The 12,975-nt window shown below is 30.7% G+C and carries 12 protein-coding genes; 3 read left to right on the forward strand and 9 right to left on the reverse strand.

Annotation, left to right across the window (positions count from 1 at the left end):
• Window positions 1-9: 9 nt before the first annotated feature.
• From D3P13_RS07085 to D3P13_RS07115, 7 genes are all read right to left on the reverse strand, one after another.
• Window positions 10-528, reverse strand: a complete 519-nt coding sequence (locus D3P13_RS07085; protein WP_117880617.1) for a hypothetical protein — start codon at window positions 526-528, stop codon at window positions 10-12.
• 226 nt (window positions 529-754) lie between these two features.
• Entirely contained in the window at window positions 755-2,680 is a 1,926-nt protein-coding gene (locus tag D3P13_RS07090; RefSeq protein WP_117880618.1) for a helix-turn-helix domain-containing protein, read from the reverse strand.
• Window positions 2,681-3,142: 462 nt separating this feature from the next.
• Complete coding sequence (gene gcvT, locus D3P13_RS07095; protein ID WP_117880619.1) at window positions 3,143-4,222, reverse strand: glycine cleavage system aminomethyltransferase GcvT; 1,080 nt, start codon at window positions 4,220-4,222, stop codon at window positions 3,143-3,145.
• 123 nt (window positions 4,223-4,345) lie between these two features.
• Entirely contained in the window at window positions 4,346-5,641 is a 1,296-nt protein-coding gene (gene thrC, locus D3P13_RS07100) for a threonine synthase (protein ID WP_117881218.1), read from the reverse strand.
• A gap of 13 nt (window positions 5,642-5,654) precedes the next feature.
• Window positions 5,655-6,191: a 16S rRNA (guanine(966)-N(2))-methyltransferase RsmD gene (rsmD, locus tag D3P13_RS07105; protein ID WP_117880620.1), complete on the reverse strand. Its 537-nt coding sequence runs from the start codon at window positions 6,189-6,191 to the stop codon at window positions 5,655-5,657.
• Between the two features lie 17 nt (window positions 6,192-6,208).
• Window positions 6,209-7,060 (reverse strand): DUF3822 family protein, encoded by an 852-nt coding sequence (locus D3P13_RS07110; RefSeq protein WP_117880621.1) that lies wholly within the window; start codon window positions 7,058-7,060, stop codon window positions 6,209-6,211.
• Window positions 7,026-7,757 carry a hypothetical protein gene (locus tag D3P13_RS07115; protein WP_117880622.1) on the reverse strand — a complete coding sequence of 244 codons (732 nt, stop codon included), beginning with the start codon at window positions 7,755-7,757 and terminating at the stop codon, window positions 7,026-7,028. Before D3P13_RS07115 ends, D3P13_RS07110 begins: the two co-directional genes overlap by 35 nt.
• Window positions 7,758-7,872: 115 nt before the next feature.
• Here D3P13_RS07115 and D3P13_RS07120 point away from each other — a divergent pair, with 115 nt between their 5' ends.
• The 3 genes from D3P13_RS07120 to D3P13_RS07130 are packed head-to-tail and all read left to right on the forward strand — an operon-like array spanning window position 7,873 to window position 11,122.
• Window positions 7,873-9,300: an ATP-dependent DNA helicase gene (locus D3P13_RS07120; protein ID WP_117880623.1), complete on the forward strand. Its 1,428-nt coding sequence runs from the start codon at window positions 7,873-7,875 to the stop codon at window positions 9,298-9,300.
• Window positions 9,290-10,567 carry a D-alanyl-D-alanine carboxypeptidase gene (locus D3P13_RS07125; RefSeq protein ID WP_198679985.1) on the forward strand — a complete coding sequence of 426 codons (1,278 nt, stop codon included), beginning with the start codon at window positions 9,290-9,292 and terminating at the stop codon, window positions 10,565-10,567. The genes D3P13_RS07120 and D3P13_RS07125 overlap by 11 nt, the downstream gene beginning before the upstream one ends.
• Window positions 10,568-11,122: a 1-acyl-sn-glycerol-3-phosphate acyltransferase gene (locus D3P13_RS07130; RefSeq protein WP_117880625.1), complete on the forward strand. Its 555-nt coding sequence runs from the start codon at window positions 10,568-10,570 to the stop codon at window positions 11,120-11,122.
• A gap of 93 nt (window positions 11,123-11,215) precedes the next feature.
• Here the strand turns inward: D3P13_RS07130 and miaA are convergent, their stop codons facing one another.
• Together miaA and D3P13_RS07140 are read right to left on the reverse strand one after the other, a co-directional pair.
• The gene (gene miaA / locus D3P13_RS07135; RefSeq protein ID WP_117880626.1) at window positions 11,216-12,133 is read right to left on the reverse strand and encodes a tRNA (adenosine(37)-N6)-dimethylallyltransferase MiaA; all 918 of its coding nucleotides are present in this window, start codon (window positions 12,131-12,133) and stop codon (window positions 11,216-11,218) included.
• The gene (locus D3P13_RS07140) at window positions 12,126-12,968 is read right to left on the reverse strand and encodes an ion transporter (protein WP_117880627.1); all 843 of its coding nucleotides are present in this window, start codon (window positions 12,966-12,968) and stop codon (window positions 12,126-12,128) included. Before D3P13_RS07140 ends, miaA begins: the two co-directional genes overlap by 8 nt.
• Between the last annotated feature and the right edge of the window lie 7 nt (window positions 12,969-12,975).

Genomic DNA, 12,975 nt, shown 5'->3' on the forward strand with positions numbered 1-12,975 from the left:
ATTATTCATTTACGCTTTGATACCATCGTTATCAAATTTTAGATTCTTGATTTTCTTACCTTTTTTTATTTTTACAATATATTGTTTTGTAACCCCTATTTCATTGTTATAAGAAACAAAATAAGATGTTGCCAGGATTGATGCTTGCGGGTATTGTTCAGAAATGGACTTCATTACATATTTTGGTAGTGCAACATTCTTAAACTCTTCTATTGTGTTTAAAATTTTTCCTTTAGGATTATAAGTCGCTGTAATACTCCCAAAAAGACCTTTAAATTTTACTTTAAATGGCTTTTTACTTCCATTAAATTTAACATTTTTTGTAATATCATATTTCGAAGCAATAATTTCTAATGTTTTTATCTGTTTTGAGGTATTTATGCTTTGTACTTTATCAAGGTAATTGACATTAATCGAAGAAATAGACCTTTTATGGACTCCAGTTCCATCAACTACACTTACTAAATTTTGTGAATAACTGAGGTTGGTAAGGCCCATAATATATAAACCAAAGATTAAATTTTTCATGGAAGTAGAATTTAAAAGTTAATAAATAATTGTTCCACAAAGATTTAACAATACGTAATGTAGTGCATACTTGTTATGTTGTAATTAATTGAAAGTATTATTTTAAGATTTAAAAAATAATTTGAAGTCTATAAATTATGTTGCATGTTACCTAAATGTATAGATCAAGAATTATAGGTTTGGAAAGATAGCTATGCATTTAATGTTTTGAGAATACTATCTATTGTTATTTATATCCTCCCAACCTCATTTTATCTAATAAAGCTAAGAATTTAGGGTCGGATCGTAGGTTTACAAACTTAGGATCATATTTAATTTCATACAATTTATTGCATCGTCTTTTATATGCAATTTCAAGATATTCTAATGCTTTTTTGTTATTACCCATATGGGCGTAACCACCAGCATCACTGTACAGAATAAAATCATCAAGGTTAGATGGGGTACTGAATATCCTAATATTGTTTTCATTGTAATACTTATGAATACCTCTAATGCCATTTTTTCTAAAGGTCATTTTTAAGGAATCAAGATCAATATTTTTTGAGCTTTCAGAGGATAATGTATAATAATCAGCCAACTCTGCAATTGCAATGTCATCCTTTCCTTGAGCTTTATAAATATGAAGATTTAACCAATAAGAATACATATTGTATTTGTTTATTTCCTTTAGTTTAGCCGTTTCAATCAAAGCTTCATTATAATTTCCACTGTATAAATAATAATAGGCACTTTTCGTAATTGCCATATAAGATAATGGATCTAAATCAATTGCAATTTCTATTTGTTTTCTTGCTTCATCGAAGTGGTCTTTTACACTAAATAAAAATTGTGAATAATAGATGTGTGTAGTAGCGTTATTTGGATCTAATAGTATAGCGAGTTTAAATTCTTTTTCCGCTTTTCCCCAATCCCAACCATAGAAACAGGCCAATGTTCCAAGAGCTGCATGACCCTCAGCTAAATCGTTATCCAGAGCAATGGATTTTAAAGCCAGCTTTTCAACAAACTTTACAGAGTCAATTACATATAAATTTTTATGCGAAAATATATAAGCATTTGCCAAAGCAGCATATGCTAATGCAAATTCTGGATCTTTTTCAATAGCTTGTTTAAAATAGCGAATGCTTTTGTCACCTTCACCATGAGAATGAGTTTTGAAATTTGAGAAATGTATCCCCTTTTTATAGAGATTATACGCTTCGATATTTTTTGTTGGCATTTTCTCCATTGGGCCTATTTCAGAAGGAGAAATAACCATTTTCAATTCGGCAGCAATGAGATTAGCGATTTCAGATTGTATTAAGAAAATACTTTTTAAGTTGTAGTCATAGGTTTCAGACCAAATTTGATAATCCTTTTTCACATCTATTAACTTTGCATTAATTCTCAATTCATCTCCATTTTGTTGTACACTTCCTTCTAATAAATATGTAATATCAAGTTCTTTTACAATTTTGGAAGTCGTCTTTTCCGTTTCTAAGATAGTCTCTGAAATTATTTTAAGCTCTTTAATTTTGTTTAAATGATTTTGAATTGACTCCGCTAAACCATCTGCAAAATTTTGGTTTTCTTTGTTATAACTGAGGTTTTTGAATGGAAGTACTAAAATGGATTTATCCTTTACAATTATTGCAGTTGCGTCGGTTGTTTTCTTATCATTTGAACGGGAATATAAAAAGTAAGAAATTGTAACTATTAAAATAAAACCTAGGAGAGTACTTAAAATTATTTTTTTTTGAGACATATTTTTCTTTGCCAGGATTATATCCTGTGGTGCAGAAGAAATACCGACTTTATCCATGGCTTCAACAGCCCTATGCTTCGCTTCACCAGGTGGATAACCAAAACATTTACGAAAACTAGTATTAAAGTAGGTAGGACTACTAAAACCTACACGGTATGCAATTTCAGAAGCGGTTGTTACATCATTTTGTAACATTTCCATCGCTTTATGGAGTCTATACTCCCTTATAAAACGGCTGGAAGACTTTCCTTTTATCTTTTGAATCTTTCTATGTAATTGCGATCGACTTAACCCAATTGCTTCTGCCAATTCTTTTACACCAAAATGTTCGTTTTCAATATTGACTTCGAGTATATCATTCAGTTTTTTTATAAAAACTTGATCCATTGAAAGTTCTTCTGACATTTTAGATATAGATTTATAAAGTTTTTTACTATATTGGCTTAGCCCTAATCAACTAATATACAAATAAAATTATAAGTTTTTTGAACTTGATTCAGAATCATTAATAGGAGTTATGCAACTATCAATCAGCTATCAAAACAGTACAAGTTGGTCGCATTATAATCAAGTAAAATACCTTATACAGCTAAGAAGAAAAAACAGAAACCTTGATTTCTATTTAATAAACTAATACTTTTGTTGATAGAGGGCAGCTACAAAATTGATATTTTTCAATTCTTGTTTATCGCTCCAAAAGTCAACTAAAGTGACATTCTCCAATAATATTTTTTGTTTCGATAACTATTTTATACGAAATCGTTCTAGATATAATAATAATTATTGGAATATTATTTAGAACAAATTGTCCCTTTGAAGGGACTTTAGGGATGTGTTACCAATATAAAAATCTAAAATTTAATTGTTCTATTTATAAAAAGGCAATTTAACAACAGTTGCTGGTATAGATTTTTTACGAATAGCAATATAAATGGTAGTACCTACTTTAGAATATTCAGTAGGAACATAACCTAAACCAATTCCTTTCTTTAAAGATGGACTCATGGTACCAGAAGTAACCACCCCAATCTTTTTATCATTTGCGTCAACAATATCATAATCGTGACGAGGAATACCTTTCTCAGTAAGTTCAAAACCTACTAATTTTTTAGTAACACCTTCTTCTTTTTGTTTTTTTAGATTTTGAGAATTGGTAAAGTCTTTAGTGAATTTTGTAATCCATCCCAATCCCGCTTCTAATGGCGATGTACTATCATCAATATCATTTCCATATAAACAAAATCCCATTTCTAAACGAAGGGTATCTCTTGCTGCTAATCCGATTGGTTTAATACCTTCAGCTTCACCAGCTTCCATCACTTTATTCCACACCTGTTCAACTTCAGAATTTTTGCAATAAATTTCAAATCCACCAGAACCTGTATAACCAGTAGCAGAGATAATTACATGTTCAATACCAGCAAAATCAGCTACTTCAAAAGTATAATATTTCATATTCTCTAAATCAATAGAGGTCAAAGATTGCATTGCTTTAGCTGCTTTTGGGCCTTGAATAGCCAATAAAGAGAAGTCTTCTGATAAATTCTTCATCTCAGCCTTCATGGAATTGTGTTTGCTAATCCAATCCCAATCTTTATCAATATTTGAAGCATTAACTACTAATAAATACTTTTCTGAATTTAACCTGTAAATAATTAAATCATCAACAATACCACCATCTTCGTTAGGTAAACAACTGTATTGAGCTTGACTATCTACTAATTTTGAGGCATCGTTAGAACATACTTTTTGAATTAATTCTAAGGCATTAGGACCTGTAATTAAAAATTCGCCCATGTGCGACACATCAAAAATACCGACACCATTTCTTACTGTCTCATGTTCAACATTAATACCTTCATATTGAACAGGCATATTGTATCCTGCAAATGGGACTAGTTTTGCTCCAAGAGCTTCGTGAATGTGTGTTAAAGCTGTATTTTTCAAAATATACTGTTTTAAAAATTTATATTTTCGTGAGAATCAGAATGTTTCCTATAAAATACCGTCCCTACACATTATGTAAAATGCAGAAGTTGATCATTAATAGGATTAAAACAAAGTTAGGAATTATTTAGTCAATAAAAAAGCCTTCAATTCATCATATGTTTTAATGAATGAAGCTTCTTTAGTTTTATTAATAACCGCTTCAATTTGAGGAGGATACTTTAATGATTTTTCAATAACAGGTTCTACAACATCTAAAAACTTAACAGGATGAGCAGTCTCCAAAAAGATGCACTGTGTGTTTTGGTTATTTGCTTGGTATTTCTTACATCCTAAGTAACCTACAGCTCCATGAGGGTCAGCAATATAGTTATCGTTATGATAGATGTGTAACATTGCTTTTTTAGTTTCTTCATCTGTAAATGAATAGGAGTAAAGATCACCTTTTAAAGTTTCCAAATCATCATTATAAATCTTTTGAATCCTTATAAAATTACTAGGATCTCCAACATCCATAGCATTAGATATGGTTTGATGTGAAGGTTTCGGATTGTATTCTCCTGTTTCTAAAAATTTAGGAACAACATCGTTAATGTTTGTAGCTGCAATAAATTGGTGAACAGGTAACCCTAATTTTTTGGCCATCATTCCTGCACAAATATTGCCAAAATTTCCACTAGGTATAGAGAAGACTAATTTTTTATTTTTGTCTTTAAGTTGTTTATACGCAAAAAAGAAATAGAACATTTGTGGCAACCAACGAGCCACGTTTATAGAATTGGCCGACGTTAATTGTTTGTTATCAGTAATAGAATTATCTAAAAACGCCTTTTTAACCATGGCTTGGCAGTCGTCAAAGGTACCATCAACTTCTAAAGCAGAAATGTTTGCTCCTAGGGTTGTTAGTTGCTTTTCTTGTACATCGCTTACCTTTTTACTAGGGTATAAAATAACGACTTTTACATTTTTAACTCCTAAAAATCCACTTGCTACGGCACCACCTGTATCTCCAGAAGTGGCCACTAAAACGGTTACTTCTCTATCGCTATCTCTATTAAAGTACCCTAAACAACGAGCCATAAACCGAGCACCAACATCTTTAAAAGCCATAGTTGGACCATGAAATAATTCTAATGTTTTAATATTGTCTTCAATAGCAATCAAAGGAAAATCAAAACTTAAGGTTTCCGCTATAATATTTTTTAAAATAGCTTCAGGAATTTCGTCACCAACAAATTGTTGTATTGCAGCAAAAGCAATTTCTTCATTTGAATAGTTATCGATATTTTCAATAATTTCTTTTGAAATTTGATTTATTTCTTCTGGAAAATAAAGTCCTTTATCTTCAGCTAAACCCTTTATAACAGCATCTTTAAATGATACTTCTTTCGCTTTATTATTTAAACTATAGTATTTCAAAGTATATGTATTGTTAATTGTTAAAAAAACTAAACATACTACTACCATATCTTTTCGAATAACTAAAGTTTGGTAGATCAGAAATATCTGTATGCTTAGAATGTTCTATAATTATTGTTCCATCAGTATTCAACATTTCATTATCAAAAACAGAACTTAAAATTACAGTAAGTTGTTCTTTGGTAAAATCATAAGGTGGATCAGCAAAAATAATATCGAAAGTTAATTGATTCTTTTCTAGAAATTTAAAAACATCACTTTTTAGAGATCTAATGTTTAGCTGAAGTTCATCGGACATTTTTTGAATAAACTGCACTGAATTATAGTGGTTGTCTACACTAATTACCTCCTTGGCTCCACGAGAAGCAAATTCTAAACTAATACTACCAATACCAGAAAAAAGGTCTAATACAGCTAAATCCTCAAAATAATAATCGTTATTAATGATATTAAAAAGAGCTTCTTTAGCAAAATCTGTAGTAGGTCTAGCGGGTAATTTTTTTGGAGCCGTAATTCTTTTTCCTTTATGCTTTCCTGAAATAATACGCATATAATATATTTTGCCTGTTAATATTGGTTGAGTATGGAATAATAAGTACGTTTATCGGTCTCGGAAAAAGCTTCGTCAAAACTATATTTTGACCTATTTTCTAATAAGTTTACATTTCTAATATATTTATATGCCATAGCAAAGATATCGTCCGTTTTTTCAATAGACCCTAAAAATAGAAATTCAAATTTTTCAGGATTTAATTTTAGTTGCTCAGCAGTAAATAGAACATAGTAGATAAAATCTTCTTTAGTAGAAAATTTAAAAGTATTATAGAATTGTAATTTTTTATTAGCAATAACAATTAATTCAAAATGACCATTTGCCATATGAGCAAATACTTTTGGCACTAAACTGTACTTATAAATTGCTAATAAATTTTCTATTAAAACTGTTGAGTTATGTTTGTATTCAAAATGGCTAAATTGATCAATTAAAAAATTATTGATATTAACAAAAGGAATAAAAACACTAACGATGTCCATGTTTTTTAATTCATCGAACACTAAGTAATCTTGGGGGTATACTTTGGTATTAAAACTTACATAATCTTGAAGCCTATCTTCATTAAACAATGGTTTAGGTACAAGCGTAAATAAATCATTTATATGGGTTACAGAAACGGAATTGTAATGTTGTTTTAACAACTCATCATTTCCGAAAATAGAAGAAATATTAGCAATAAGACGTTGCGGAGAATTATTAGGCTCAACAAAGTCATAATCATTAAGAGCAACAAATGTGTTATTCTCTTTGTTTAAGACACAAAAAGAAAATCCACCCAAACTGAATTGGATGGATAAATGATTGTTCTCTAGATGTTTAACATCTAAACTATTCGTCTTTATCTTTTTCTTCTGCTGTATCATATGAAGGAGGCCAGTTACCACCAGTTTTAACGTCTTCTAAAGATCCTACAGTTATAAATTCACCTCTAACATCTACACCACCTAAAGCTTCCTTTTCTTGTCTAATAAAATCTTTATTTAAACCTTCCAAAACTATAGCTTTATCTATTTTTGCTTCAAAAACAGAAGCACTAATACCTTGCACTTTTTCTACAGAACTTGTCTGTAAATCAAATTTAGCATTGGTACCAGGAACATCAAACATGTTTGCATAGTTTCTACCAGCGAAATCTGCACGAACATCTTTAAAACCAATGGTGTCAATAACTCTTTTTTCTACATCAATGCTAAGTGCACCTCTTTGCTCTTGAACTACAATATTTTTAGTTTCAGTAATGGCAAATTTAGCAGTATCAATAAATTTAATAAGATCACCAGGCTTATCTGTAAATACCCCTGTTACTTGTCTGTGTGCTAATTCCGCATCACGAATCATTTTTAAATTATCAATTACCTTTGAATATCTTTTTACTTTTTCCTTATTAAATGCTATTGGAGCCATAATAGCTGTGTAAATACTATACCCTAAAAAAGCAATAAGAACCCATAGTAATATAGAAATTATTGGTCTTATTCCCTTAGGAATTTTATTAACAATTAAATACGCGAGCAGACCAACTACTAGAACTGCTGCAATGATGGTTAGAATTGTGTACATCTTTAAATAAATTTGATTTTTATATGGTTATACAGCAAAGCTACAAAAAAAAATTAAAGTTAAAACTTTTATGGTGAATCAATTTGTACCTTTGATGTATTAGTAAAAAAACGCAATGATATCAAGCCCTTTAGACTTTTATAAATTACTAAAAAGTGAATTTCCTTTTACGCCAACTAGCATTCAGGATCATTTATTACACAAATTGTCTGCTTATATTTTTGATAATGACAGAAATGCCATCTTCCTCCTAAAAGGTTATGCAGGAACAGGTAAAACAACTACAATGAGTACGTTAGTCAATAATATGTGGCAAGTTGGGATGAAATCTGTGTTATTGGCACCTACAGGAAGAGCGGCAAAAGTAATTTCCAATTATTCAAAAAAGAAGGCATTTACAATCCATAAAAAAATCTACCATCCACGTAAAGCTAATAATGGAGGAATATCTTTTACGTTACAACAAAATAAACACACCAATACCATATTTATTATAGATGAAGCTTCTATGATACCTGATAACGCAGGGAATGTAAAGTTTTCTGACCAGGCTTCTTTACTAGACGATTTAATATCATATGTTTATTCTGGTAAAAATTGTAAAATTATTTTTGTTGGTGATACTGCCCAGTTACCGCCTGTAAAATTAGAATTGAGTCCTGCATTAAAAGCAGAAACCCTAGAAATTAATTATAATAAAAAAGTAATAGAAATTGAATTGAATGAAGTGATGCGTCAGCATCAAGATTCTGGAATTCTTGAAAATGCAACTAAAATACGTGGATTATTATCTGACGGTTATTTTGAAAATTTCACTTTTAATTTAAATTTTCCAGATATTATTCGTTTAACGGATGGATACGACATTCAAGATGCAATAACTGTTGCTTATGATAGCAGTGGAGTAGAAGACACGGCCTTTATTGTACGTTCAAACAAGCGAGCTAATCAATACAACGAACAAATTAGAAGTGCCATTAGAGGTCAAGAAAATGAAATTGCGACAGGAGATTATATAATGGTTGTAAAAAATAACTATTTTTGGTTAGAAGATAATGCCGAGGCTGGTTTTATTGCAAATGGTGATATTTGTGAAATCTTAAGAATTTCTGATTATAAAGATCTTTATGGATTTAGGTTTGCTGGAGTTACCGTGAGAATGATAGATTATCCGGATCAACAACCTTTTGAAACCGTTGTACTGTTAGATGTATTATCAAGTGAAAGCCCATCATTAACCTATGACGAATCTAATACATTATATCAGGAAGTTTCAAAAGATTATGCCGATGAAAAATCAGCATATAAACGATTGTTAGCAGTTAAAAATAATATCTATTTTAATGCATTACAAATAAAGTTTTCTTACGCAATGACCTGTCATAAATCTCAGGGTGGACAATGGAAAACGGTTTTTTTAGAGCAACCCTATTTGCCAGAAGGACCAAGTCTTGCTTATTATAGATGGTTATATACTGCGGTTACTAGAGCACAAGAAAAATTATATTTAATTGGATTTAAAGATGAATATTTTGAAGAATAAAACATTTGTTAACACGTTTAAAGCACTAGTTATTAGTATTTTATTGTCGTCATGTGGCACCACTTATCAATTGAAAAATGACTTAAATAAGCACGATAAGTCTTCAGCCTTTTTTAACGGTTTTGTATTGTATAATCCCGCTACTAAAAAGCAGATTGTGAATCACAATGGTGCAAAATATTTTACCCCGGCATCAAACACCAAACTATATACGTTTTATGCCGCGTATAGAACTTTTAAAGACTCTGTTAAAAGTTTGGCCTATTATAGAACGAAAGACTCTCTAATTATTAAAGGAACAGCAGACCCTTCGTTTTTGTTTGGTTTTGACAGTTCTAAAGTATTGAATTTTTTAAGTAATGAAAAAGATAGTATTTATTTAATAGATACAAATATTGAAGATCCAGCGTTTGGTAATGGCTGGTCTTGGGATGATTATCCTTATTACTATCAACCAGAGAAAAATCTCTTTCCCATTTATGGTAACCTATTGATGTATAAATGGAATTTAGGTGAAATTAAAAGCTATCCCACCTATTTAAAGAAGAATATTACAGCTATGGATTCTATTTTATTATGGCGTGATTTAAGACAAAATAATTTTTATATTAAAAAAAATAGTAAACGTAATTATGAAGTTCCATTTCTGACAAACAATGAATTAACTGTTAGTTTATTAAGTGATACTTTAGGTAAGCCAGTGACATTAATTAAACCGAATACACAGCATGATTTTAAGTATGTCTATGGTCAGAAGTATGATAGTTTATACAAACAAATGCTAACGGTTAGTGATAATTTTATAGCAGAACAATTGATGTTGCAAGTGGGTGAAGAAATGGTTGGTAAATTCAATACCAAAGAAGCAATTAAGTATGCCAAAGAAAATTATTTAAATGACTTACCTCAAGATTTTAAATGGGTAGATGGTTCCGGCCTGTCTGTGTACAATAAATTTACCCCTGAAAATACGGTAAAACTATTGGAAAAAATGTATCATGAAATTCCGAGAGAAAAACTATTGAATTATTTTCCTGTTGGTGGAAAGTCAGGTACTATTAAAAGCTGGTATGCTAATAATGGAATACCTTTTGTGTATGCCAAAACGGGCACCCTGAGTGCGGTAACCTCTTTAAGTGGATACATAATTACAAAAAAAGGAACATTTTTGATTTTTAGCTATATGAATAACAATTATTTAGTTTCTTCTAGTGAGATAAAAAAGGAAATGGAAATTGCTTTAATCAAAATTTACAATACATATTAAATGAAAAAACTAATAGGTAAATTCACGCTCTTTATCTTTGGATGGAAATTTACATACCCTGAAAAGTTTAAAGTAGATAAATGTGTAATGTTAGCAGCACCACACACTTCTAATTGGGATTTAATCTACGCCTTAGCGGTCTATTGGAAAGCAGGAGTGGAGTCAAAGTTTTTGATAAAAAATGTATATACAAAAGGTTTACACGGTTACTTTTTTAGATGGTTAGGTGGAATCGGTGTTGATAGGAGTAAAGTAAATAACTTGGTAGATTATGCCGTTAATTTATTCAATACGCAAGAAAAACTAATTTTAATGATTCCTGCCGAAGGTTCCCGAAAATGGGTAGAGAAATGGAAAACCGGATTCTATTATATAGCCAAAACCGCCAAGGTACCTGTTGGTTTGGGCTTTCTTGATTATACCAATAAAATAGCAGGAGTGGGAAAAATTGTTGATATCACGGGTGATTTTAATCACGACATGACGATAATTCAAGATTTTTATAAAGATATTGACGGTAAATTTCCCGAAGATTATAATAAAAGTATTTTTTAGAGACGCGATGATGCTTCGCGTTTGAATTAAATACCGAAAAGAGGTATTTAATTTGAAGTAAATAGTAGTACAAGAAATATTTTATTGGAACAATTAACCATTATTCATTTTAATAGTATGGCCTAACCATTCCACAATATTTTCAGGAGCATCTTGATAATCAAACCATTTAATAGATGTGTCTTTTCTATACCATGTTAATTGTCTTTTTGCAAACCTGCGTGTATTCTTTTTAACTTCTTCTATAGCAAAATCGAGAGTGATTTCTTCTTCAAAATAAGAAAATAACTCTCTATATCCTACTGTTTGTAATGCGTTTAGGTCTTTGTGCTTAATCAATGATTTAGCTTCATCTAATAATCCATTAGCAATCATTAAATCAACCCGTAGATTAATTCTATTATATATAATTTCTCGATCAGCATTCAATCCAATTTTAATGGGAATAAAATTTCTTTTTACTTTATGTTTATTTTGAAATGAAGAAAATGGTTTATTTGTGCCTATACAAATTTCTAAAGCTCTTATAAGGCGTTGATGATTTTCTAAATCAATGTTTTGATAAGTTTCTGCATCTAGTGTTTTCAATTTTTCTTGTAAAGACGAAATCCCTTCTTCTTCCAACTGAAGTTTTAAATTTATACGAATTTGGGGATCAACCTTAGGAAAATCATCTAAGCCGTATAAGACAGCATCAGTATATAAACCACTACCACCAACCATTACAGCAACATTATGCGTCTTAAATAGCTCATCAAGTTTTAAGAGGGCATCTTTTTCAAAATGCCCAACACTATACGCATCTTTAATAGAAATATGTTGGATAAAATGATGCTGTACCGCTTCTAATTCTTCTAAATTAGGTACAGCAGTACCAATATTCATTTCTTTAAAAAACTGTCTGGAATCAGAGGAAATAATTTCTGTATTGAAATGTTTTGCAATTGCAATACTTAACGCTGTTTTGCCAATTGCTGTAGGTCCTACAATGGTAATCAGATACTTATTCATCAGTTAATTTATGTCCACATTTTCTACAATACTCGGCATCATTACGATGAATTTCTGCACCACAAGAAGCACAAGCTCTACCATCATCATGATGGTTGTTTTTCTTATTTGCCATGGTATATTCAGCCGATACAATTCCAGTTGGTACGGCAATAATTCCATAACCAATAATCATAATTATAGTGGCTATAAATTGTCCTAACGGAGTTTCGGGTGAAATATCTCCATAGCCCACTGTTGTCAATGTAACAATGGTCCAATAAATACTATGCGGAATACTGTTAAAACCATGAGCTGCACCTTCAACTAAATACATAACAGTACCCAGAATAACGGAGATAACCAACACTGAAAAAACAAAAACAAATATTTTTGCTTTACTCGCACTAATCGCTTTGATTAAATTATCTGATTCACCTAAAAAACGCACTAACTTTAAAATTCTAAATACCCTTAACAGACGCAAAGCTCTTAAAGCCGCAAAATATTGTGAGCCCCAAAAGAAAAATGATAGGTATTTTGGCATGGTAGAAAGCAAATCAATAATACCATAAAAGCTAAAAATATACTTTTGAGGTTTTTTAACGCAGATGACACGTAAAATGTATTCGATGGTAAAAAGTATGGTAACTACCCATTCCGAGATATTAAAAAAGTTGTGGTAAGCATCGTTATATGCTTTTACACTTTCAAGTAAAACGATTATAACACTATACAAAATAAGAACTAATAGAAGGACGTCAAACAAAGGACCAGCAGGTGTATGCGTACCATAAATTACTTCATGTAATGTTGCTCGCCAATTTCTACTCTGTTTTTCGTTATTTGCTCCCAAAAGTTTA

It is taken from the genome of Aureibaculum luteum, assembly GCF_003449015.1.
GTDB classification, from domain to species: Bacteria; Bacteroidota; Bacteroidia; order Flavobacteriales; family Flavobacteriaceae; genus Aureibaculum; species Aureibaculum luteum.